A 25,067-nucleotide genomic window follows, 5' to 3' on the forward strand; every position below is an offset into this window, starting at 1 on the left:
CTTTATTGCATGGATACCAAATCGTCATTGCAAGCGATTGCAAGGAGCGTGGCAACCTTATGAAATAGTGCAAAATGCCTGAGATTGACGCGTCGAGGCTTTGCTTCTCCTCACAATGATGGATGATAACAATGTTTAACAGTTTATACAACTATTTTATCTTTGATAGGCGGGTGCTATGTCTGCCGCCTTCAAATTGGGTAGTTAAAAACTTATCTATAATATCAAATACTATTTTTTGGTCTATGGTTTTTGCTCCGAGTATCAAGATATTAGCGTCATTATGAGCTTTAGCATTTTCAGCAGTTAATATATTGTTGCACAAAGCAGCTCTTATTTCCGAGCTACGATTCGCAGCTATAGACATACCAATACCCGTATCACTAATTAAAATACCGATAGGTGCTGATTTTTCAATAATAATATCTACTACTTTCTTAGCATAATCAGGATAATCAACGGTTTGTGTATTATTTGTTCCGCAGTCATAAATCTTTAGAGATTTCTGCTCTAAATAATTGATAATTTCAGACTTCAGCTCATAACCTGAATGATCACTAGCTATGACAATATTATAAGTTTTCATAGTTAATTTTTTGATGGAAAATAATGATAAAAATTATATACTATGTAAGATTTATTTTCTAATGTAAATAATAGTTTTGTTAAATATATGAAACCTCCTGTTGTACTTAGTATCGTTATATGTTTTTGTTTAGTTGCTTGTGTTGATCAGCCACCGGCTCCAATTGAGTATAAAGTAGGAGATGTTACTGCGAATAATAATTCTACCGAACTAGATCACGATGAGGGTATGATAGCTCAAAGAACTATGGAAAACAATCCAGCGTCAGAAAAAGTTAGTGGTAGACTCGAAGAGCCAAAGGCGAAAATTATAGAAGATGATAATGATGATATTGAGATTCCTATGTTTCGGAATGAAGACGAAGACGAAGATGAAGAAGTGATAGAACAATTAAACTTTGTAAAACCGTTAAATGGGGTAATTATTACCGAGTTTAAAGCCGGTAAAAGTAAAGGGATAGATATTGCAGTTAAAGAATATAGTGAGGTTAAATCGATAGCTGCAGGAATGGTAATATATTCAGGTTATAATAAGCAATTTGGTAATTTAGTAATAGTTAAATTAGATAAAGATGATCTAGAAGTAGCATATGCGAGTTTAGATGATTTATTACTGAAAAAAGGTGATAAAATTGCTAGAAATAGTGTTATCGGACATGTAGAACATAAATTATATTTTGCTATGCGTAAAAATAAAATAGCAGTTGATCCTAATAAGTATATAGAATTTTAAATGGAAGATGTTATTACTCTTACCAAATATAGTGAACCTCAAAGTGTTTATAGTAAGAAGGAGTAGCAAAGCTAAAAATATAGCCATCCGCCGTCTAAAGGTGCAGAGCTTGTATTACCTCTTAAGGTAAAAACCGAAAAAGGTCATAATTTTTTGTGAATATTGGGTTAGGCAAAAATTACGTCGTAATGTAACTGCGATACCAAAAGATGAAGATAAGATTTCTATTTTGAGTAAATCTTATGAAATAATACATATTGATTTGTCTAAAAATCAGATAAAATTAAGTGATTCTATGTTAAAAGTGTATTGTAGTCAGGTACTAAAAAAACTTAGTATAGCAGTATTCCTTAAAAAGAAATTATTAGCAGAAATAAAAATAATAGAATATATCTAAAAAACATAATCTGACTTATTCCAATATTAGAATAATGGAAAATGTTAGCCTTTGGGGGAGTCGTTGTAGCAAAGGGAATCTTGTTTTTAATTGGCGGGTAGTTTTGGCTCCCTTTGAAGTCGTGAAATATTTAGTAGCTCATGAAGTGGCACATTTAAAAGAAATGAACTATAGTAAAAATTTTTGGGAGCTAGTTGAGGATATATATCCCGAATACCAACCGGCAAAATTATGGCTAAAAAGAAATGGTAAGAATTTATATAGTTATTTGCCATAACTTTTATGTCATTTTTGCAGAAGTGTATGGGTGTCAACTTAAGGATCGATGTCATTCCTGCGGAAGCAGGAATCCAATCCAATACTTTAAAGCTTTTTAAAAGCTTGATTTATCTCGCTTTATGCTGGATTCCTGCTTTCGCAGGAATGACATCGTAAAGATTAATTAAAAGCAAAACATAAAGGATCAATAGAATGAATAATACCACAAAAAGAGTAACAGTCCCGGCACTTGAAGAAATCTTATATGAGCCTATAAAAGTGTTAGATCACGGCTTTATTAGAGTTATCGACTATATGGGGGGTGATAGTGCTATAGTACAAGCAGCTCGTGTTTCTTACGGTAAGGGTACGAAGCAATTAAACCAAGATAAAGGGCTGATAAACTATTTGCTTCGTCATTATCATACCACTCCTTTTGAGATGTGTGATATCAAGTTCCATGTTAAACTACCGATATTTATTGCAAGGCAATGGATTAGGCATAGAACAGCTAGCGTTAATGAATATTCGGCAAGGTATTCTATTTTAGGTAATGAATTTTATCTACCTGAACCGGCAAATATTGCTTCCCAATCTGCTATAAATAAACAATGTAGGGAAGAAGGGGATAGCTTACCGAAAGAAATGGCTGAAAAGGTCCTTGCAATTTTAGAGGAAGATGCTAGACAGTGCTACGGGCATTATAAGGAACTGATGAATGCTGATGAAGAGGGTAATATTATAGATGAGAACGCCACAGGGATAGCAAGAGAGCTTGCTCGTATGAATTTAACTTTAAATTATTATACGGAATTGTATTGGAAGATTAATTTACATAATTTACTTCATTTTTTAAGATTGCGAGCTGACCCTCACGCTCAATATGAAATTAGAGTTTATGCTGAAAAGATGCTTGAGATAGTCAAAGCTTGGGTTCCTTTTGCTTATGAAGCTTTTGAAGAATATCGTTTGCAGGGAGCAAATATTTCACGTAAAGGTTTGGCTGTAATTAAAAGAATGATAAACGGTGAAAAAGTTACCCATGAAACTAGTGGTATGACTAAGAGGGAATGGAAGGAACTGATGAAGATTTTTGAGTAATGTATGTCATTCCTGCTTTCGCAGGAATGACATACAACAACCATAACAGAATTTGATAAAAGGAGTATTTTAAGTGAGGAATATTATATATTTTATACTATCACTATTATTTAGCTTTCCCAGCTATACACTTGGAACAATAAACATTGAGCATGGGCGAGCTGACCCGACACCTATAGCGGTCAATAAATTTGATGCCGATAATTCTGCTGCTGATGTATTAGGTCACGATATGGTTAAAGTTATCTCTAATGATTTAAAGCTTTCGGGGTTATTCCGTCCTATTTCTGCTGCCTCTTTTATAGAAGAGAAGACAGGAATAGAATATAAACCGCTTTTTGCTGCATGGCGTCAAATTAATGCTAGTCTTTTAGTAAACGGTGAAGTTAAAAAACTAGAAAACGGTAAATTTAAAATTAGCTTTATATTATGGGATACGTTGCTTGAAAAACAGCTCGCTGGTGAAATTCTTGAAGTACCGAAAAATCTATGGAGAAGAGCAGCACATAAAATTGCCGATAAAATTTATGAAAAAATTACCGGTGATGCCGGTTATTTTGATACTAAAATAGTGTATGTATCAGAAAGCAGCTCTTTACCGAAAATAAAAAGAATTGCTTTGATGGATTATGACGGGGCTAATAATAAATACCTTACCAATGGAAAGTCACTAGTCTTAACCCCAAGATTTGCTCGTTCGGCGGATAAGATTTTTTACGTTTCATATGCTACTAAAAGAAGAGCACTCGTTTATGAAAAAGATTTAAAAACAGGTAAAGAAAGTGTAGTAGGTGATTTTCCCGGTATATCTTTTGCTCCTAGATTCTCACCGGACGGTAGAAAAGCTGTAATGTCGATAGCTAAAAACGGCTCAACGCATATTTATGAAATCGACCTTGCTACTAAACGGCTTCATAAATTAACTGACGGATTTGGTATTAATACCTCTCCTAGCTATTCACCGGACGGTAAAAAAATTGTATATAATTCCGATAGAAATGGTGTGCCTCAATTATATATCATGAATTCAGACGGAAGTGACGTTCAGCGTATTAGTTTTGGCAGTGGTTCTTACGCAGCTCCTAGCTGGTCGCCTAGAGGAGACTATATAGCATTTACTAAGATTACTAGAGGAGACGGAGGAAGAACTTTTAATATTGGAATTATGAGAGCATGCCCCCAAGATGATGAGAATAGTGAAAGAATAATAACAAGCGGATATTTAGTCGAAAGTCCTTGTTGGTCGCCTAACGGACGAGTTATTATGTTTGCTAAAGGTTGGCCGTCGAGTGCTAAAGCGCCGGGAAAAAACAAAATTTTTGCAATTGATCTAACAGGTTATAATGAAAGAGAAATTATGACGCCGGCAGATGCTTCTGATCCAGAATGGTCAGGTGTACTAAACTAATGTTATTTCTACGAAAGCATTGTTGGGTAGATCGTTTTTCCGTTACCACACCGTGACTTGATTTCGGTATCCAGTTAAAAATACTATTAGTTGTTTTTGAATCCCGTGGTCAAGCCACGGGATGATAGTCCAATAAGGCATTAAGCTACTTCTCTACTATGGTTTAAAATAAACTTCTTTATTTTTGCAAAAGCCGTATTTTCTATTTGTCTAATACGTTCCTTAGAAATATTATACTCATTGCTTAGAATATCTAGAGTTTTAGGAGTATCCGTTAATTTACGCTCTGTTAAAATACGAAGCTCCCTATCGTTTAAAATCTTCATAGCATTTGATAGTAACTGCCTTTTACTGGTAGAATTTTGCTTATCAATAGCCATAGCTTCAGGAGTAGGGCGTGTTTCCGCTAATAGTTCTATTAATTCTCTGGATTCTGCATCGTCACTATTTATAGAGTTATTTAACGATAAATCAGGACCTGAAATTCTAGTATTCATTTCAGAAACTTCATTAACCGAAACGCCTAGCTCATCTGCTATTTGTGCAAAATCATCGGTAGTAATAGCCCTTGAGTATAAATTAGTAATTTTATGCTTAACTTTATTAAGACTAAAAAATAATTTTTTTTGTGCAGCCGTTGTTCCCATCTTTACTAATGACCAAGATTTTAATATATATTCTTGTATGGCTGCTTTAATCCACCACATCGCATATGTTGATAGGCGAAAACCAAGTTTGGGATTGAATTTTTTTACTGCCTGCATTAAACCTATATTACCTTCTGAAACCAATTCGGTAATAGGAAGACCGTAAGTCCTATAGCCACTTGCAATTTTTGCAACAAGTTTAAGATGGCTTGTTACTAATTTATGTGCAGCTTGTAAATCATTCCCTTCTAAATAGGATTTTGCTAATAACAATTCTTCTTCTTGTGTAAGTGAAGGAATTTTATTAATTTTCTGTAAGTAGCTATAAAATCCTGATTCGCTAGAAATTGCTAATGCATTAATATTATTAGTCATACTAACCTTAAAAACTATTTTTTTTATATTAACACATATATGATCTAAAATAAACTTTTTCTAGAGTATTTTTAAATAAAATCAAATAATGTCTAAAAAATCCAATAAAAATTTAGCTTTTTCCTTGCTGGGATTAATAATTAGTATGGTGTTACTCAGTTTTGCTTCCGTACCTATCTATAATTTATTTTGTAAAGTTACAGGATATGGCGGCACTACTGCAAAAGAAATGGTGAGTGTATATTCTAAGGTAAAAGGCACTAAACCTATAATTATCGAGTTTGATGCTAATGTTGATAAAGATTTACCTTGGCGGTTTATTCCAAGGCAGCAAAGAGTGCAAATTGTTCCGGGGCAGAATACTCTAGTGTTCTATGAAACGGAGAATCTAAGTGATAACGATATAATAGGTACTTCCGTATATAATGTTACTCCAAATAAAGCAGGAAAATATTTCGTAAAAATTCATTGTTTTTGTTTTGAAGAACAATTATTAAAAGCCGGCGAAAAAGTCTTAATGCCGGTTACGTTTTATATAGATAAGGATTTTGAGCTTGACCCTGAAATGCAAGACATTAAAGTACTTACTTTATCTTATAGTTTTTTTAAAGTACGAGAGATGTCGTCATTTCGAGGAAATTACGTAAGTAATTGACGAAGCAATCTCAGGAGTTTGTTATTATTTCCTGAGATTGCCACGCTCTCTACGTTTGCTTGTAATGACGGCTTTGGAATTGTACAACAACACCGGCTCATTGAGTATACTCGACAACCCATTTACGAAGTCTAACAATCGGCGTAGTATTTATAAGAGCAGTAGAAGGTAAAACTTTGCCGTTAGTATTAAAATTAATTATAGGATCTATACCGTATATGCTATACCAAGGTTTTAACGGTGAGCTATTTGAATATTTACGGTGGAACCAAGATAAAGAAGGTGTTGTTTCTTCATATTCTATTACTTTAACTGATTGTGGATTTTTATGATATATAAGGCTAAGTACCGATTGATCGGAATGATGCCATTTATATTCATCATAATTAGGATGGATATTATAATCTTTGCCTGAAAGAATTCTAATATCTTCACAACTTTTTAGCCATTTTTCAATGAAAGAACGAGAAAGCTCGGTATTACGCACAATAATAACGGCACTCCAAATGTGATCGTCATTTCTGCATTCGTCTGTAAGGCAATCCATTAAAGCAAAAGTTTCGCCTTTAACAAAACTACCGTTTTTACGATTGCGATCATGTACCAGTAATATATCATTATCGCCTAAAAGATTTGTTAAATTACTGATATGCTTTTTAATAACAAATGCTGAATCTAAATATACTATAATAGCTCCTTCTGATGCATTTTTCATTGTTTCAAGTATAATATAAGGCTTCCATAGCCATAATCCCGCTCCTGCAGGTTCATTAAAAATTTCTTGGTTTTTTTCTATAAACGCTTGATTTATGTGCTTTTTCTTATAGTTAAATATGAAGTCTATACCTTTATTAATTGCATAATGAGTGGTTGCATTTTGATTACGATAAATATACTCTGGACCGTCGGCATAAGAAACTAAATAAATTGGTTCTTTTATAGAATTCTGAATAGATAAATCTACTTTTTGTAATGATAAGTCATTAATAAAACCTTGACGTGCATATTCTAAAATAATCAGTATGAAATAAATTAGAGTTAATGTAATAACTATTTTGTATAATATTTTAAATAACATGTAATTTTTGCATTATTTGAAGTATTTTGTCATTCCCACGTGGATTAGTAAATCGTCATTGCACGGAAATTGCATAGCAATCTCAGGCATTCTGTACTACTTCATGAGATTGCCACACAGCCTACGGCTGCTTGCAATGACGAAATTGATAATTATTAGCCAACGCCAATTATAGCATTTTAATATCTTAAAAGATAGTGTTGTAATTTAATTATAAATTTAGTATAACCTACTATTTGTATAAGGTTGGTATGATTAATTTAGGGGATAAGCAGTCTACTATAGTTGTTGCAATGTCAGGCGGAGTTGATAGTTCGGCGGTTGCTGCAATATTGCATGAACAAGGACATAATATTATAGGTATTACCTTGCAGCTATATGATCATGGTATGGCAGTAGGGAAGAAAAATGCCTGTTGTGCCGGTCAGGATATTTACGATGCTAAAATGGTAGCAAATAAGCTAGGTATCCCCCATTACGTGCTTGATTATGAGAGCAAATTTAAAGAGTCGGTAATAGATAATTTCGTTGATAGCTATTTACAAGGTGAAACACCGCTTCCATGTGTGCAATGTAATAAATCGGTAAAGTTCAGAGATCTAATTAAAACGGCTAGAGAACTTGGAGCAGATAAGCTTGCTACCGGTCATTACGTACGAAAAATAAACGGTGATAACGGAGCAGAATTACATACAGGGCTTGATCCAACAAAAGATCAAAGTTATTTTTTATTTACGACAACTAAAGAGCAATTAGAATATTTACGTTTCCCTCTAGGAGGGTTTACTAAGGGTGAAACACGAAAGCTTGCTAGTAAATTTGGGCTTGAGGTAGCGGATAAGCCCGACAGCCAAGATATTTGTTTCGTACCTGACGGAAATTATAAGAGTGTAATAAATAAAATACGTCCAAATAGCAGTGAAAGCGGTAAAATTATTCACGTAAACGGGTTTGAGTTAGGAGAGCATAGCGGTATAATTAACTACACCATAGGGCAACGTCGTGGTCTTGGTATAGCTTATAATGAGCCTTTATATGTAGTAAAGATTGATCCTAAGGATAATATAGTATATGTAGGACCGGAGTCCGCATTAAATGTGCAGGAATTTATCATTAGAGATGTGAATTGGCTTGCAGATGAGATTAAAGATAACGAAAAGTTAGAAGTAGCAGTTAAAATTCGCTCGACAAGACCGTCACGTCTAGCCGAAATAAGTAAACTCAATGATGATAAAATGAAAGTAAAATTTTTATGCGAAGAAAGGGCCGTTGCCCCTGGGCAAGCATGCGTTATTTATGCTGGCGAAAGAGTACTAGGTGGTGGGTGGATTACTAGAGAGATAAGGTAATTATTGCGAGGAGCAAAGCGACGTGGCAATCTAGTTAGAACTTCTGAGGTTGCCACGCTCCTTTTAGTCGCTCGCAATGACACAAAATAAGCTCACTAAAACAGGAGAAACTAATGAGTTTGTTAAGAAAGAAAAGTTTTGAATCAGTAAAAGAGATAGGCAGCTCAAGCGGTCTTAGCAAGACGCTTGGAGCATTCGATTTAATATTACTGGGTCTTGGTGCGATGATCGGCACGGGCGTATTTGTCGTTACCGGTATAATTGCTGCTAAATATTCAGGACCTGCAGTAATGTTATCTTATGCGATTGCAGGTGTTACCTGTATCTTTGTAGCGCTTGTTTATACTGAACTTGCTGCAATGCTTCCGACATCAGGAAGTATTTACACTTATTCCTATGTAGCATTTGGCGAAGTGTTTGCTTGGATGATCGGTAGTGTTATAATATTAGAACTTGGTTTTGCTGCAGGAATAGTAGCTGCAGGTTGGTCGGGCTACGTACAAGGAATACTAGCAACAGGTGGAATCAATTTACCGAAAGAATTAACTACTGTACCGACAAACGGCGGTATAATAAATTTACCGGCATTTTTAATCTCGGGATTTATTGGATTTATTTTATATTTAGGTACTAAAGATAGTAAGAGACTAAATGCAATTTTAGTTTTCATAAAAATGGCTGCAATATTCGTATTTATACTCGCTGCTGTCCCTCATTTTGATGCTACTAACTGGAGTAATTTTATGCCTTTCGGTTTTAGTAATGTTTTAGTAGGTGCGTCTATTTTATTCTTAGCTTTTACAGGTTTTGGAACGATTGCAACTACAGCTGAGGAGTGTAAAAACCCAAAACGCGATATAATGATCGGTATTATTGGCTCACTTGTTCTAACTACTATAGTTTATGTAACGATGGCAGGGCTTGTTACCGGTATTGCACTTTTTGATCAGTTAAATAACGATCAACCACTTGCTTATGCTTTAACTATCAATAATAGCAAGATCGGCTCTGCTATTGTTGCAACCGGAGCAGTTTGTGGTATGATGACGGTGTTGATGATGAATATTTACGGTGTTTCTCGTATTTTTTATGCTATTGCACGTGACGGTTTACTACCGAAAAATTTTGCAAAGCTGCACTCAAAATATGATAGTCCATATATTACGATTATAATATTTGCTTCTTTAGCCGCTATCCTTGGAGGATTTTGTTCTACGGAATTATTAACGCAATTAACTTCAATGGGAGCTCTTATTGATTATATAACCGTTACAATAATAGTGGTATTATTTAGGGTAAAGCTACCTGATGCTCAAAGACCTTTTAGATGTCCTTTAATATTTATTATCGTACCGTTTATTTTAATTGCTTGTGTATATTTACTATTTATTCAAATATATGACAGTGAATTTAAGCTATTAACCGCAGGTCGTGCATTAATATATTGGTTTATTACAATATTTGTTTTGTATATTATAAGATCGTTTTTTATGCAAAAAGAGCAGAATTAAGAGGGGGCTATCCGTCATTGCAAGCGAACGTAGAGAGCGTGGCAATCTCATGAAGTAGTACAAAATGCCTGAGATTGCCATATCGAGGCTTTGCCTCTCCTCGCAATGACGAGTTAGTAGTATCCATGCAACAAAGCAAAATTAACCAAATGACTGAAAAGGTGCGACCACTCCGAGGAATGAAAGATCTCTTGCCGGATGATTATAAAGTTCACGACTATATAATTAACAAAGCAAGAGCTGTTGGAGTATTGTACGGCTATAAACAAATGAGTACTCCTATTTTGGAGTATACTAAAGTCTTTAACCGTTCGATGGGTGAAAGCTCTGACGTAATCAGCAAAGAAATCTATAGTTTTTTAGATAAAAGCAATGATTCCGTAGCATTACGACCTGAATTTACAGCATGTATTATAAGAAGCCTCATCTCAAACGGATTACAACATAAATTACCATTAAAGTTTTGCTCTACCGGTCCTGTTTTTCGTTATGATAGACCGCAAGCAGGGCGTCAAAGACAATTTCACCAACTAAATTATGAGTATATTGGTGCTAAAGGAGCAATTACTGATGCTGACACTTTGAAGTTAGCCGTTGATATATTAAAAGCACTCGAAATAGAGCAGGATACTACCTTAGAGCTTAACTCTCTTGGATGTAATGAATCAAGAAGCGTTTATCAGCAAAAATTAGTAGAATATCTAAATGATTTTAAAGATCAATTATCAGAAGAAAGCAAAATAAGGTTATCCAAAAATCCAATGCGGATACTTGATTCTAAAAGTGAAACCGATCAGAAAATAATAGCAAACGCACCGGTTTTATCTGAATATTACACTGATGAATCCAAAGCATATTTTGAGGAGTTGATAAAGTATCTAGATATTTTAGGTGTGAAATATAGCATAAATCCACGCTTGGTTAGAGGGCTTGATTATTATTGCCATACTGCTTTTGAATTCACTACAAAAAAGCTAGGGAGCCAATCTACTATTCTAGCCGGTGGACGTTATGACGGGCTTGCTAAAATCATGGGTAATAACGATGATGTGCCGGCTATCGGTTTTGCTGCTGGTATTGAGCGAATTGCTTTAATGCGGGAATATAATATATCTGAAGTTAATCCGGTATTTGTATTACCTATAGGCAAAAATAATATTTGCTATGCTTTAGAAATTGTAGATAAATTGCGAACAGAAAATATTGCTATTATCATAGAACCCCTAGGTAAAATAGCTAAAAGAATGCAACGCATTTTTAATGAAAATGCTAAATTTATTATTTTTATAGGTGACGAAGAGCAGGCGAATAATAACTTAAAAATTAAAGACTTAAAAAAAGAAGAAGAATATATAGTAGATTTTGCAAAAGCTCTTGAGCTATTGAAGAAATAAGATTTTTTATTGTTATATCGTGAACCTTCCATGGTATCAAACTAACTTTAAGTAATAAGCATTTATGAGTCTTGCCACAACCCGTATGGCTCTTATGTTATGCCTGCATAATAGGTCTTGTTGTGTGGATACTGAAGGTCGTCATTGCAAGGGAAAACTGTAAGTTGTGATGCAGCAATCCAGTAAAAAATTCTGATTTACAGAATTTTTTTATTATTGTTTTGGACTGCCACCAGTCTACGACTACTCCTAAGAATTTCTTATCTTGAACATTATTAAAAGCTGTGATTTTTGAATATTCATCTTGTTGTTTTTCTTGTAAAAAATAATCTTCATAGTCCTTATAATTCTTTGGAAGATTTAATATAAATCTAGCATATTGTTCTAACTGAACGTTAGTTAACCAAGTAAATATAGAATATAAATTTGCTCTATAGTCTGAAGAAAAAATAACAGCAACTTTTGATTGTTTTATCTTTTCTCTCTCAATAACGTTATTAGATAATATAATAACTCTTTATTAAAATGTTTTTTATTTTCTTGAGCTTGAATGATTATATCAAACAACTCAGTTTCTAATTCGTCTGAGGTAAATAATTGTTTGTATTTATTAAGCCATGGACCAAAAGCTATAGATTCAAGTTTTTTAAATATTGAATTAATTTTATGTGCAACTTTAAATTTAAGAGCAGCGTTTTATATCAAAAATTGACATAAATCAAGAGATATTAAATTAATGGTTTACAAAATATGTATCACCTCATGATTTATTCACAGAATCCAGCTAAAAATACTAATATTATTAGTATTTTTAGTTGTTCTCTGGATACCATGGTCAAGCCACGGTATGACACTGAAGTGTTTTTCAAAAGCCATACTAAATTGATTACTAAAATTTTTCACATAACCTAATGACAAAAATAAAATATGAATATATTATTTAATTTTAGAATAATTTAAATAATATATATTCAATGAGTGCAGATACTAATATTAGCAATGGTTTAGAAGTCGTTACGCAAGATCATTTATCGATTTTTTCTTTAATAAGCTCCTCCGACATTATCGGTAAGTCAGTTATGCTGATGTTACTTATTGCCTCTATTTGGTCATGGGCTATTATTTTGGATAAAATATTTAAGCTAGCGCAAGTGCAGAAAAGCATGCGGGCATTTGAAAATGTGTTTTGGTCCGGTGGAGTATTAGAGCAATTATATGAAAGCATAAAAAGGTCGGTTAATAATCCGCTAGCTTTAATTTTTGTCTCAGCTATGGATGAGTGTAAAAGCTTAAGCACTAAAGGGCTTTCTGAAGGCTTAAAAAACAACCATAAAGAGCGTATAATGGGTGCAATGTACTTAGCTCAAAATAGGGAAGTCGAAAAGCTCGAGAAAAATTTAAGTTTTTTGGCAACTGTTGGATCAAGTGCTCCTTTCGTAGGTTTATTCGGTACCGTTTGGGGGATTATGCATAGCTTCCAATCGATTGCTACTTCAAAAAATACTTCTCTTGCCGTAGTAGCTCCTGGAATTGCCGAGGCATTACTTGCAACTGCGATAGGCTTATTTGCAGCTATTCCGGCAGTAATTTTTTATAATTATCTGATTTCCCGTATTACTCTTATTAATAATAAGATTGAAGATTTTATTGGTGAGTTAAACTCTATACTTTCTAAGGCAATTGATCAGGAGAAAATGTAATGGCTATAAAGCTTGCCGGAAGTAATAGAAAAAGTAAAAGAGTGGTAGTTAGTGAAATTAACGTTACGCCGCTTGTTGACGTGATGCTTGTGCTATTAATTATTTTCATGATTACTTCTCCAATGCTTGTTTCAGGAGTAAACGTGGATTTGCCTGAGACAAATTCAAGCCCGATTTCAGGTCAGGATGAGCCTTTGGTTGTTACTATCAATAATAAAGGCAAAATTTTCTTACTTGAAATTCCAATAGAAAGAGTGCATTTAACCGACAAGCTTGCAAATATCGCTAAAGAAAAAAAGGATGCTAGAATTTTTGTAAGAGGCGATAGAAATGTTTCTTATGGGCAGGTAGTAGAGATAGTTGCTGAAATTCATGCTGCCGGCTTTTCTCGTGTAGCTCTTATTTCAAATATTAAAAATAATGAAAAGTAATCAAAATAAGGATAATTTTACGGTTTTCCTTAGCTTCTCTGTTGTTCTGCACTTACTTCTTTTATATTTTTTTCTATTCGGTATGCCGTCACTTTTTGAAAAATTATCGGAAGAGCAAACTATAACTTTTGAAATTTTACCTGTTAGCGATAAATCAAATATTATCACTCAGACAAAGCAAAAAGAAGCCCCTATAGAAAACGAAGACGCTAAAAAATCTGAGCAGAGTAAGCCAAAAGAAGAACCGCAAGATTTGCCTCAAGAAGAAAAAGCAAAAGAGCCTGAGGCTAAAACAATGGAAGAAAAGCCTAAAATAGAAGAGAAAAAACCTATAGAAGAACCAAAGTCTGAAGAAGCAAAAGAAGTGTTACCTGAGAAGAAAGAAGAAGTAAAGGAAGAAAAACCTAAAGAAGAAGAAAAAAAACAAGCGGAAGAAAAGAAGAAGCCCGAAGAAAAGAAAGAGAAAACGAAACCGGCTGAGAAACCTAAAGAGGTGAAGAAAAAAGAGCCTAAAACCGATGAGCTTGATTCTTTGCTGAAGAATTTAGAGCAATCTTCGGAAGGGGATAATGTAAAATCTAATAAGCATCAAAGGTCACAAAAAGCTGATAATGCACAAGAAGCTAAAGGGGTTTATACGGATGGGTTGCCTCTTTCCGATGGTGAAACATCTTTGATAAAAAGACAGATTGAAAGACATTGGAGTAATGTACCGGCAGGAGTTAGAGGTAATAATAAGGTAAAAGTCATTATTAGTATTACGCTCGATAAAGCAGGTAATGTTGAGCAGGCAAAGATTAATAAAAAAATCTGTCCTAATATTCCGGCTAGTGTTTGTGAAGCTTTGGCGGATAATGCAATTAGAGCGGTATGGCAAGCAAGTCCTATCGAAAACCTTGACTCTACACGCTTTAACTATTGGAAAGAGATTAATTTGAGCTTTGATCCAAGTAAATTGTAGGTTGGGCCATTGCCTGCGTGGCAATCTCATGAAATAATAACAAACTCCTAAGATTGTTGTGTCATGCTACTCATATTCTGAAGGTAATAAATCCGTAGGGATGTCTTTGTTCATAAAACTTAGTTATTATGTTTACTATTTGTAAATAAAAAAACTCTATAACTTTGTCTATTAAAATTACATTTAGTTCACAAAGTTTTAAGAGCAGGATAAGTAAATAATAAATACATGGTATAAATTTAGACTGAAATGAACTATCTATCATAGGGCATAATATTTTGCATGTTTTATAATATGCATAACCATAGAAAAAAACGCATATAGTAGCTTAAAGCTATATATATTAGTCTGCCTTGAAAATGTGCCATCCCAAAAAGATACTATAATAACAGCTAATAAAATCTGCTGTTTTGGTAAAAGATTTTGTAATGTTCTTTTTATAAAAACCCTCGAAAGAATACTGCCTCAGCCATACAAACGAAAAAGAAATATTGTTGTAATGAGAAAAATGTAGGTGATAGTTAAGGATGACATATAAACCTTTATAAAAAACTATTTTTAATATATAGTTACTTTTTAGCATTAACAATAGTAAAGTTATTACATATAGAGATAATGGGACGATTTTATGAAAGATATAGAATATTGGGAAAAATTTTTTAAAAGCTGTAAATATTCAGATAAATTAATCGAAAGGCTTTTATTTTTAAATACCCAAGTAAAACAACCTATCAATATTAGAGAAGTTAAAAAAGGTATTTATTATGCTCGTAAATATCATGGTGAACAAATGCGTCAATCAGGTGACCCTTATTATTCTCATCCAATCGCAGTAACAATTATGGTAGCGGAATTTGTAGCAAAAGAAGTGCCTAAACTCTTTACTTTTAGAATGCTACAAGCTGCATTACTTCATGATACTATTGAAGATACTGCACTTACTGAAGAAATGATTAGCAATATTTTTGATGAAGAAGTAGCAAGACATGTAGCAGGTCTAACTAGAATTAAACCTTGGGGAAAAATAAGTAGCGAGGAAAGTCTTATTTTATTAATTAAACAAAAAAGATACGATACTGCTCTTATAAAACTTTTTGATAGAATACATAATTTACAAACTCTGGAAGCAAAATCGCCTGAAAAAGCTCATAAAATAATTAAAGAGACATTAAAAAGCTTTTTAGCGTTAAGTGAAATACTTGAAATACCTTCAGTTTCAGAGCTTATATATGCTGAATGTTATAAAAATAATTTAAAATTTAATATAAATTCTACTTTTAATAAAATTATGAACTTCGACTCGTTTCCATTTTTTCAAAATAAGTTACTCCCATAAAAAAAGTTATACCTACCGGAATGAAAATTAAAAATAATCCCCAATATCCTAGATAATTGGTAATATAAACTAAACCGAATGACGTTATAATATAAGTAAATAATTTTGCTATTGCACTTAGCATACTAGTATATGTAAATCTCTTAAAAACCGGAAAATATTTATAAAATATAGGAGCTGCCGGTACGTGGTCAAATACGAATAATGCAGCTAAACATTGAAAAATAAAAATATATAAAGGAGTAGGGTTATAATTTAACATTATGGGAAAAAAAATGAGAGAGGTAAAAAATAGATATAATTTTACCTTTAGAATTTTTAAAGGATGGATTTTATAGCTAATAAATGCCAGACCGATAATACCGAGTAAATCTATTATAGATACCCAAAAATTTTGATTTATAATTTGATTTGGAGTAAATCCGCATTCTCTTTTTAATATATCACCACAATATATATATACGAAATAAAAACACGGTGGCCTAGCACACTGGATAAAGAAATACCAAATAGAAGTGGTGTTTGGAACTTTTTGATCTAGAATATCTTTGTCAATTTCTTCAAGCATAATATTATTTTCTTGAAGTCTTAGTTTTAATTTGTTTCTTTTATTTGAAAATGCATCTGCTTCTTTTAAACTAGTCCTTGCAATAGTACCTACAAAAGCGATAGTTGCACCAACGAAAAAGGCTATACGCCAACTTGATTCATGGTGATAAATATTTTGATTAGTAAAAATTGATGCAATACCTAGTGCCACCGTAGTGCCTACGGCAGAAAATATGGTTATAATTGTTACTAATGGATATTGTATAGGAGGAGATGAATTTTCGGTTAAGTACAGCTCTGCACCTCGTGCTTCTGCGGTTGCTGACATACCCTGAATTATACGACATATAGTAAGAATCCAAGAGGCTGTTATACCTATCTGTGCATATGTTGGCATGCTGCCTATAATCACACAAGTAATAGCCATTAATAGGGTAGTTAAAACAACCACAATCTTACGTCCAAAATGATCGCCTATATACCCAAATATTAATGCTCCTATAGGCCTTAGCAAATAGGTAGAACAGAAAGAAAAGGCAGTAAGCAATGAAAAAGTGAAAGGATCATATTCCGGAAAAAATAAATTATTTAAAAGCACCGCCATATGCACATAAAGCATAAGGTCAAAATACTCTAGAAATGTACCTATAGAAAGTAATCCGACTGCTTGTTTTTGTTCTGTATTTAAACTTCTTTGTTCTTTTTCGTAGCCTAACATAACCTTTATATATTAATTAGATTATAAAATAAGCTATACTGCTTTTGATTCAAAGTCAATAAAGGATTAAGAATTTTTAATAAATATTTAATAAATATTGTTAAAATATTTATATTTAGGTTATATAAAGTTATCTAACTTAAAATTTTCAAATTATCTATTTTTCTCTGAAAGCTTTAAATGCAGTATCAATAACGGGATCAAGTAAATATCTAAGTAGTGTCCTAGTACCTGTTACGATTTGTACCTCAGCTTGCATACCGGGGTGTAATTCAAGATTTTTAACTTTAGCAACTTTGTTAAATTCATCCATATCAATTTCAACTCTTGCAATATAATAATTATCTTGCTGTTGTCCCGGATGCTGTCTTTCATCTTGTACGATATCGGGAGATATGCTTACTACTTTACCGGTAAATGTTGGAGTTGTTCTTGATTTAAATGCACTGAAACGTATTTTTGCAACTAATCCCTCATGTACTGAGTCAATGTTTTTTTGAAATACCTTTGCTTCTATTATTAATGGGTCATTAGTTGGCGAAATTTCCATAATAGGTTGTCCGTGACTTATAACACCGCCTATTGTATGATATTTTAAATTATTAACTATACCGTCAACAGGTGATCTGATTATCACACGATTAAGCGAATCCGTCAGGGCATTATATTTTTCTTTAAGAGATGCAGTTTGTACTTGAGCTTCACGAAGCTCTGTTAAAGTCCGTTCAGTGTATTTATTTTGTTGATTTATAATTTTAATTTGAGTTTCGGTAATAGCATGGCGTATTCCTGCTATTTCGGCTTCAGTTGTTGCAACATCGCTTTTTGAAGCGGCAACTTTTGCCTCTTGGTCTAATAAGGCTGCTTTTTGTACAAAGCCTTTTTCTTTTAACGTTCTTAAAGCTTTTAAACGGTCTTGATAAACTTCAGCAGTTTTGGAGGCGGCAACTTTTTTTGCTTCTAAACCTTCAATTTTTTTCTCAAGTTGAGCAATATTTTGATGTAATGCATCTTTCTCTGAGTTATATACTTCTTTTCTAGATCTAAATAAATTTTCCTGCGTATGAATTATTTTAGCTACTTCCGGTAAATTGATATCCTGCATTAGAAAATCAGAGAATTCAATTTGTTCTAAATTATCATGTTCGGCAATTAAACGATTTTCAGTTGCTAAAAAATTACGGTACTGACCAAGAATATTTTCATATTCGCTTTTTATTCTAGTTTCTTCAAGCTCTATTAATTTATCGCCTGCTTTGACTTTATCACCTTGCTTCACATAAATAGCATTGATTATTCCGCCTTCATGATGTTGAATCGTTTTTTTATTTGTGCTTGGTATTACGATACCGACAGCTACAGCACCACTATCAAGCGGAGCAAGAGCCGACCATAATCCGCCTATTAATACTAAAAAGATCATAACATAAATACCGAAAAGTATAGGTGACCTTGCAGCTTGGGCTACGTTATTACGATCTTTATCAGTTTTCTTAGTAATAAAATTAACAAACCTATCAAGTTTTACTAATAAGAATTCTATAGCATGAGAGGTTTTCTTTAATGTAGTATTTATTAAAGCTTTACGTTTAGAACTGTGACCTTTAAGGTTTAACGTATTTTCTCTTAAGGACAATAATTGTTTTAATTGTTCTGGAGTAATTTGAGGTTTATTGTGTTTTAAATCCTGCATAATATTTAATCATTATTATATTTAGTCAGTATTGTTTATATTTTGCGTTATTGCGAGGACATAACGTAGTAATTGACTAAGCAATCTCGATAGAATTCATGAGATTGCCACGCTCACTAACGTTCGCTTGCAATGATAATTTGGAAGCTACGCAACAATGCCAATCAAGTCACGATATGACACTTTAGTTATTAATATGAATTGTACCGCTTGTTAAAGTTTTAAAGTGTTTTTGGATTTCTTCTTCCGTTCCGTAAACTGCAACGGCTCCATCCTGTAATATTAGAATTTTATCAACAACGGATAATACGGATGGTCTATGTGAAATTACAAGAACTGCTATTCCTTTAAGTTTTGCTTGTTGTAAGGCAGTTGCAAGGGCAACTTCACCTGCCTCATCTAAATTAGCATTAGGCTCATCTAAAATGATGAGTTTTGGATTACCGTAAAAAGCTCTAGCAAGCCCAATACGCTGTCTTTGACCACCTGATAGATTAGAGCCTGCAGGACCAATATCAGAATCATAACCGTCAGGGAACCTTAATATCATTTCATGAGCTCCGGCTATTTTAGCTGCTTCAATAACTTTTTGCGGATCGGCATCTTCTTCCATTCTAGCTATATTTTGTTTAATACTACCGCTAAAAAGTTCTATTCCTTGAGGAAGATAGCCGACATGTCTACCAAAATCTTCTCTATTCCAACGATAAATTTCAGCGCTATCTAAACGTACGGAACCTGATGATTCTTTCCAGACCCCGACTATGATTTTAGCTAAAGTCGATTTTCCTGTAGCCGAAGGACCGATAATTGCTAAAACTTCGCCCGGTTGTACTGCAAAACTAACGCCTTTTAAGATATATTTTGGTACGGGAGGTTGCGGTAAATGTTGCGGTATAGGGTGAGCATAATAAATATTTTCAACAGTAAGATGACCATCAACGTTCGGAATTGGCATCGTTTCGTCTCTAGAAGAATAAGTGTTAAATAAATTATTAATATTTTTGTATGATTTAATAGCACCGCTCATACTTTTCCATAAATCAATAGCATTATCGAAAGGAGCAAGAGCTCTACCGACTATGATAGAACTCATAATCATATTACCGGGAGTCATATCTGCACTGTGAGATTTTACAACAATGTAAGCACCGACTCCGGTAACAGCCATTTGCATTATATTACGGATAAACCTTGAAAAGTTAGAAATAACACCGTTACGATAGCTAGCAACCGATTGCTTACCAAGTGCTAATATGTTAAATTTATGCCAATTTTTTGTAACATTCTTCATCATTCCCATTGCTTCAATTGTTTCTGCATTTCTGTTTGCAATATCGGCTTGTGTCATACCTTTTATTGAAAATTCGGTAGCTTCACCGAGCGTTCTATTAGTAGCTGCAGCGTTAAAGAAAGCAGTTGAAACTATTATAATTGCACCAAAAACGGTAATAAGACCGATATATGGATGAATTGAAAAAATAACCACAATATAGATAAGGCTCCAAGGAGCATCGAATAAAGTATTAATTCCAGTACTTGTTAAGAATGTTTTGACGGTTTGAAAATCACGTAATAATTGGCTAGAACCCATATTTGTTCGTGTCGCAGCTGCAGAAATTGAAGAAGCAAAAATTACGGGAGCTACTGTCCTATCAAGCCATTCTCCTACCTTTATAAGTGTAAAAGAACGAGCAATTTGTAATAATCCGTAAACAAAATAAATATATGCGATTATTATTGATAAAAATAATAATGTTTGTAGATTACCGCTTCCAAGGACTCTATCAAGAACTTGTAGTGAGTAAAGAGGAGTAATTAACATTAGTAAGTTGATTACAAAAGCAAACCAAAAGACTATCCAAAAAACTGTTCTACATTCGCCTAATGCTATTGCTAGCGGGTTTTTTTTATTTAGATTATTATTTTTATTATCCATATTAGTTATATTATAAATAATTATTAATTAATTCTTCAGCAATTTGAACACCGTTTAAAGCTGCTCCTTTACGTAAGTTATCACATGTGATCCATAGATTTATCGTATTATCTCTACTTACGTCATCTCTAATGCGGGAGACATATACGGCATCTTCACCTGCCACTTCAACCGGTGAGATATACGCAAGGTAATTATTATTGGAAATTGTAACAATTCCATCGGCATCTTGTAATATTTCTTCGACTTCTTTAGCATCAATTTTGTCGTTAAATTCTATGTTAACCGATATAGAATGACCGATAAATACCGGGACTCTAACAGAAGTAACGCTAGCTTTAAAGTGATGACCTATAATTTTGTTTAGTTCAGAAGCAATTTTTGCTTCTTCACTTGTATAGCCATCTTTATTTAAATCACCTATATGAGGAAAAAGATTAAATGCAATCTGTTTTGGAAATGTCTTAGGATCATTCTCTCCAAAAACATATTTAGATTTTGTTTGGTCGTAGAGTTCGTCCATTCCTGCTTTGCCTGCTCCTGATACTGATTGATAAGTAGATATCACTACTCTTTTAATCTTTATTTCATTATCTAGCGGTTTTAATACTACTGCAAGCGGAATGACAATACAGTTAGGGTTAGCTATGATATTTTTAGTATTAAACTCTTTAAGTGTTGATAAATTAACCTCAGGTACAATTAATGGCACTTGATTATCAACTCTAAAAAGTGAGGATTTATCAATAACTACACAATTACTAGCAGTAGCTTTTGGTATAAATTCTTTTGAAACTTCTGAACCTGCACAAAAAAAAGCAATATCGATATCGTCAAAATGTAAACTTTTTAAACTATTAATTTGTAGTATTTTTTCTCCAAAGCTTACTGCTCGCCCTAGAGAGCTATCTGAAGCTATAGCATAAACTTTATTAATGGGGAAATTACGTTCAGCTAGAATACTTAGAGTTTCACGCCCTATATTTCCTGTAGCTCCGATTACTGCAATATTGTATTTTTTAGTCATTATTTATTAATCCGATGAGTTTTTCACCTCCGATAATATGGAAATGGAAATGAAAAATAGTTTGTCCCGATTTCTCTCCTTTATTAGTTATTAAACGATAACCGTCTTTATCTAAACCTGCTTCATTTGCTATATCAGAAAGTTTAGCAAAAAAATGTTTTATTTCGTCTATAGAAGCTTTAGAGATGAAATCGGCGTAATCTATATATTCGTTTTTAGGTATAACGATAATATGTACAGGTGCTACGGGTGCTATATCTTTGAATGCTAAAATTTGTGCGTCTTCATAAATTATTTCTGCTGGAAGATTTTTACTTATGATTTTTGCAAAAACATTTTCTTTATTATACATCATTTATTCCTGTTAAAAGCTTTATTGTATGGCTTGATTTTTCGTCATTACAAGTAAAAAATGTAAGTTTTGATGAAGCAATTTAGTAAGAAATGCTAATTTTAGCATTTCTTTAATTTTTTTTCTGGATTGCCGTGCAGTCTACGGCTGCTCGCAATGACGATTTAATATTTATGAAACCACGTTTCTGTTAAACCAGCATACTACGTTTTAGAAATTTTAACTCAGCCTCAATTCTAGAGTTGGCAGTTATTATATCTTCTAGTCGGTAATTATTTCTTTTTAAATAATTTTCTCTAATATCTGAAGCAAAACAGCCGAAGCCTAATATTAAGACTATCTTAAATATAAACTTTAACTCTTCGATATTAATTGCCGTAACGATTATATTCGCTATTACGGCAATAGCAACAACTAACCACATTTTATGGTATAATGCCCAAAATATACTTAAAAGAGCCGCTATCCATGAAAAGCCTTCTTCAATAACAATAAAATTATTATTTTTTTGTGTGGAGTTAATGTATACTGCGTATATATTCATTATTTAAGTTTAAGCCTTGAAAATTCAAGGGACAATAATTAATTAAATTGGATTAGTCAAGTATACTCGTTTCATTTGGAAGATTGGCTACGTCGTTTTGGTAAGTCCTCGAATGCTCACGTAACATATGCTCCGCTCCTCGGCTTACAGACTCCTTGCTCTTTTCCAAATTAAACTTTGTTTATTCGTCTACTTAACAGTAATTCTAATAGTACTTAATTAACAACTTAATATCAATAAATTTTATATTATGTCAGATAATTTAGCCTTACACGGCACAACAATACTTTGTTTAAAAAAGAACGAAGAAATAATTATAGCAGCAGATGGACAAGTCTCGCATGGTAATACCGTACTAAAATCTACGGCACGAAAACTTCGGACTATAGCAAATAATAAAATTATTGCCGGTTTTGCGGGTTCTACGGCTGACGGTCTTGCGTTATTTGAAAAACTTGCAGTAAAGATAGAGCAACATAAGCATAATTTACTTAGAAGTGTAGTTGAGCTTGCAAAAGATTGGCGTAGCGATAAATATTTGAGACGTTTGGAAGCAATGATGATTGTTGCTGATCGTAGTCATATATTAATTTTAACCGGTAACGGTGATGTCGTAGAGCCTGAAAATAATGTTGCAGCAATAGGTTCAGGCGGTTTATTTGCACTATCTGCCGCCCGCGCTCTAATGTCTTACGAGAATAATTTAACTGCTGAAGAAATTGCTTTAAAATCTATGAATATAGCTGCAGATTTGTGTGTATTTTCTAATCATAATATTATAATGGAAAAAGTTGTATGAAAGCTACTAAAACTACTTATAAAAAAGACCCTATGGGGCTTACCCCTTCTCAAATAGTGAATGAACTTAATAGATTTATCGTAGGTCAAGAAAAGGCCAAAAAAGCCGTTGCTATTGCGCTTAGAAATCGTTGTCGTCGTAAAAGAGTAGAAGGTAATTTACGTAATGAAATAGTACCGAAAAATATTTTAATGATTGGTTCAACCGGTGTCGGGAAAACGGAAATAGCAAGACGCCTTGCAAAGCTGACTAATTCCCCTTTCTATAAAATTGAAGCAACTAAATTTACCGAAGTCGGATATGTAGGGCGTGATGTAGAATCAATAATTCGTGATTTAGTTGAAATAGCTGTTAATACTGAAAAAACTTTAGCAAAAATGAAAGTAGATATTCATGCCCGTGAAAAAGCAATAGAGAGAATATTAGATAGTTTAGTAGGTAAAACCTCTAGTAGTGAGACTAGAGAAAAGTTCAAAGAAAAAATTTTAAATGGTGAACTTGATGATACGGAAATTGAAATTAGCGTAGCTGATACTATACCTGTTGGTGGTGGAAGTTTTGAAATACCGGGTATGCCGGGAGCATCTATGGGTGTTCTTAATCTTGGCGATATGATTGGACGAGCACTTGGCAGCAGTAAGACTAAAACAAAAAAAATGCTAGTTAAAGATGCTATGGCTATTATTATACCTGAAGAATCAGAAAAATTAATAGACCAAGAAAAAATTATTCAGCAAGCTATAAATTTAGCTGAAAATGACGGTATAGTTTTTATTGATGAAATTGATAAAATAGCTTCAACTAATAGTTCCGGAGCAAAAAATGCTGAAATAAGTAGAGAGGGAGTACAAAGAGATTTGCTACCTTTGATAGAGGGTACGACGGTTAATACTAAATATGGACCGGTTAAAACCGATCATATATTATTTATTGCTTCCGGTGCTTTCCATATTGCTAAACCTTCTGATTTATTACCGGAGTTACAAGGAAGGTTACCGATTAGAGTAGAATTAAATTCGCTTACCAAAGATGATATGATTAAAATATTGCTTGAGCCTGAAACTAGTTTAATAAAACAATATTCGGCATTAATAGGTACTGAAGACGTGCGTCTTGAATTTGCTGCTTCTGCTATTGAGAAGATAGCAGATTATGCGATCACCGTTAATTTAGAAGTCGAAGATATAGGGGCTAGAAGGCTGCATACTATACTTGAAAATTTGCTTGAGGATATAAGCTTTGAAGCTAGCGAAATGAAAGGTAAAAACATAACTATCGATGATAAATTCGTAGAAAATCAATTATCAAAAATAATAACTAATCTTGACTTAGCTAAGTTTGTTCTATAGTATGTTTTTCGATCAAGAGTTGAGAAAATTGTTATTTTTCATCATTGCGAGAAAAAACTGTAAGTTTTGATGAAGCAATCTCAGGAGTTTATTATTATTTCATGAGATTGCCACGCAGCCTATGGCTTGTAATGACGATTTAGTAGTATCCATGCAATAACATCTACAACCTAGCAAC

General features: G+C 33.3%; 23 protein-coding genes and 1 pseudogene. 14 read left to right on the plus strand and 10 right to left on the minus strand.

The annotated features are described in order from the left end of the window. Positions 1–151: 151 nt before the first annotated feature. A complete protein-coding gene (gene rpiB / locus QUD19_RS04260) occupies positions 152–586 on the minus strand; it encodes a ribose 5-phosphate isomerase B (RefSeq protein WP_010977056.1) in 435 nt (144 codons plus the stop codon). A gap of 87 nt (positions 587–673) precedes the next feature. On the opposite strand from rpiB, the gene QUD19_RS04265 reads away from it, so the two are divergent. The 4 genes and pseudogenes from QUD19_RS04265 (at position 674) to tolB (ending at position 4,482) form a co-directional block, all read left to right on the plus strand. Further along, on the plus strand, positions 674–1,318 hold the full coding sequence (locus QUD19_RS04265) for a murein hydrolase activator EnvC family protein (RefSeq protein ID WP_498807524.1): 645 nt from the start codon (positions 674–676) through the stop codon (positions 1,316–1,318). Continuing rightward, positions 1,319–1,992: pseudogene (locus QUD19_RS04270) on the plus strand (M48 family metallopeptidase). Between the two features lie 194 nt (positions 1,993–2,186). Continuing rightward, the gene (thyX, locus tag QUD19_RS04275; protein ID WP_498807526.1) at positions 2,187–3,074 is read left to right on the plus strand and encodes an FAD-dependent thymidylate synthase; all 888 of its coding nucleotides are present in this window, start codon (positions 2,187–2,189) and stop codon (positions 3,072–3,074) included. A 73-nt stretch (positions 3,075–3,147) separates the two neighbouring features. Further along, on the plus strand, positions 3,148–4,482 hold the full coding sequence (tolB, locus tag QUD19_RS04280) for a Tol-Pal system beta propeller repeat protein TolB (RefSeq protein ID WP_498807528.1): 1,335 nt from the start codon (positions 3,148–3,150) through the stop codon (positions 4,480–4,482). 140 nt (positions 4,483–4,622) lie between these two features. Here tolB and rpoH read toward each other — a convergent pair whose 3' ends face one another. Beyond that, complete coding sequence (gene rpoH, locus QUD19_RS04285; protein WP_498807530.1) at positions 4,623–5,504, minus strand: RNA polymerase sigma factor RpoH; 882 nt, start codon at positions 5,502–5,504, stop codon at positions 4,623–4,625. Between the two features lie 88 nt (positions 5,505–5,592). On the opposite strand from rpoH, the gene QUD19_RS04290 reads away from it, so the two are divergent. Beyond that, the gene (locus QUD19_RS04290) at positions 5,593–6,159 is read left to right on the plus strand and encodes a cytochrome c oxidase assembly protein (RefSeq protein WP_498807532.1); all 567 of its coding nucleotides are present in this window, start codon (positions 5,593–5,595) and stop codon (positions 6,157–6,159) included. A gap of 97 nt (positions 6,160–6,256) precedes the next feature. On the opposite strand, the gene QUD19_RS04295 is transcribed toward QUD19_RS04290, so the two are convergent. Then, positions 6,257–7,237 (minus strand): hypothetical protein, encoded by a 981-nt coding sequence (locus QUD19_RS04295; protein WP_498807533.1) that lies wholly within the window; start codon positions 7,235–7,237, stop codon positions 6,257–6,259. 251 nt (positions 7,238–7,488) lie between these two features. Here QUD19_RS04295 and mnmA point away from each other — a divergent pair, with 251 nt between their 5' ends. The 7 genes from mnmA (at position 7,489) to QUD19_RS04330 (ending at position 15,919) form a co-directional block, all read left to right on the plus strand. Further along, positions 7,489–8,586, plus strand: coding sequence for a tRNA 2-thiouridine(34) synthase MnmA (gene mnmA / locus QUD19_RS04300; RefSeq protein WP_498807535.1), 1,098 nt, complete (start codon positions 7,489–7,491; stop codon positions 8,584–8,586). Positions 8,587–8,699: 113 nt separating this feature from the next. Beyond that, the gene (locus tag QUD19_RS04305; protein ID WP_498807537.1) at positions 8,700–10,097 is read left to right on the plus strand and encodes an amino acid permease; all 1,398 of its coding nucleotides are present in this window, start codon (positions 8,700–8,702) and stop codon (positions 10,095–10,097) included. 149 nt (positions 10,098–10,246) lie between these two features. Next, the gene (hisS, locus tag QUD19_RS04310; RefSeq protein ID WP_498808677.1) at positions 10,247–11,491 is read left to right on the plus strand and encodes a histidine--tRNA ligase; all 1,245 of its coding nucleotides are present in this window, start codon (positions 10,247–10,249) and stop codon (positions 11,489–11,491) included. A 974-nt stretch (positions 11,492–12,465) separates the two neighbouring features. Then, complete coding sequence (gene tolQ, locus QUD19_RS04315) at positions 12,466–13,191, plus strand: protein TolQ (protein WP_498807539.1); 726 nt, start codon at positions 12,466–12,468, stop codon at positions 13,189–13,191. Beyond that, positions 13,191–13,622, plus strand: a complete 432-nt coding sequence (gene tolR, locus QUD19_RS04320) for a protein TolR (protein ID WP_498807541.1) — start codon at positions 13,191–13,193, stop codon at positions 13,620–13,622. Before tolQ ends, tolR begins: the two co-directional genes overlap by 1 nt. Then, entirely contained in the window at positions 13,612–14,583 is a 972-nt protein-coding gene (gene tolA / locus QUD19_RS04325) for a cell envelope integrity protein TolA (RefSeq protein WP_498807543.1), read from the plus strand. The genes tolR and tolA overlap by 11 nt, the downstream gene beginning before the upstream one ends. Before the next feature lie 628 nt (positions 14,584–15,211). Beyond that, positions 15,212–15,919: an HD domain-containing protein gene (locus QUD19_RS04330; protein ID WP_498807545.1), complete on the plus strand. Its 708-nt coding sequence runs from the start codon at positions 15,212–15,214 to the stop codon at positions 15,917–15,919. Here QUD19_RS04330 and QUD19_RS04335 read toward each other — a convergent pair. The 7 genes from QUD19_RS04335 to QUD19_RS04365 form a co-directional block, all read right to left on the minus strand. Further along, a complete protein-coding gene (locus QUD19_RS04335) occupies positions 15,870–17,186 on the minus strand; it encodes an MFS transporter (RefSeq protein WP_498807546.1) in 1,317 nt (438 codons plus the stop codon). The genes QUD19_RS04330 and QUD19_RS04335 overlap by 50 nt on opposite strands. 157 nt (positions 17,187–17,343) lie before the next feature. Beyond that, positions 17,344–18,879, minus strand: a complete 1,536-nt coding sequence (locus QUD19_RS04340) for an HlyD family type I secretion periplasmic adaptor subunit (RefSeq protein WP_498807547.1) — start codon at positions 18,877–18,879, stop codon at positions 17,344–17,346. Between the two features lie 184 nt (positions 18,880–19,063). Further along, the gene (locus QUD19_RS04345; RefSeq protein ID WP_498807549.1) at positions 19,064–20,818 is read right to left on the minus strand and encodes a type I secretion system permease/ATPase; all 1,755 of its coding nucleotides are present in this window, start codon (positions 20,816–20,818) and stop codon (positions 19,064–19,066) included. Between the two features lie 10 nt (positions 20,819–20,828). After that, positions 20,829–21,845: an aspartate-semialdehyde dehydrogenase gene (gene asd / locus QUD19_RS04350; RefSeq protein WP_498807551.1), complete on the minus strand. Its 1,017-nt coding sequence runs from the start codon at positions 21,843–21,845 to the stop codon at positions 20,829–20,831. Continuing rightward, complete coding sequence (locus tag QUD19_RS04355) at positions 21,838–22,197, minus strand: HIT domain-containing protein (RefSeq protein WP_498808679.1); 360 nt, start codon at positions 22,195–22,197, stop codon at positions 21,838–21,840. Before QUD19_RS04355 ends, asd begins: the two co-directional genes overlap by 8 nt. A 190-nt stretch (positions 22,198–22,387) precedes the next feature. Continuing rightward, entirely contained in the window at positions 22,388–22,741 is a 354-nt protein-coding gene (locus QUD19_RS04360; RefSeq protein WP_498807552.1) for a DUF2628 domain-containing protein, read from the minus strand. 52 nt (positions 22,742–22,793) lie between these two features. Further along, positions 22,794–22,910 (minus strand): palindromic element RPE5 domain-containing protein, encoded by a 117-nt coding sequence (locus QUD19_RS04365; protein ID WP_498807553.1) that lies wholly within the window; start codon positions 22,908–22,910, stop codon positions 22,794–22,796. Positions 22,911–22,991: 81 nt separating this feature from the next. On the opposite strand from QUD19_RS04365, the gene hslV reads away from it, so the two are divergent. Next, positions 22,992–23,540 (plus strand): ATP-dependent protease subunit HslV, encoded by a 549-nt coding sequence (gene hslV, locus QUD19_RS04370; RefSeq protein ID WP_498807555.1) that lies wholly within the window; start codon positions 22,992–22,994, stop codon positions 23,538–23,540. Further along, complete coding sequence (hslU, locus tag QUD19_RS04375) at positions 23,537–24,889, plus strand: ATP-dependent protease ATPase subunit HslU (protein WP_498807557.1); 1,353 nt, start codon at positions 23,537–23,539, stop codon at positions 24,887–24,889. Before hslV ends, hslU begins: the two co-directional genes overlap by 4 nt. Positions 24,890–25,067: the final 178 nt, after the last annotated feature.

This window comes from Candidatus Rickettsia kotlanii, assembly GCA_030295365.1.
Classification (GTDB): domain Bacteria; phylum Pseudomonadota; class Alphaproteobacteria; order Rickettsiales; family Rickettsiaceae; genus Rickettsia; species Rickettsia kotlanii.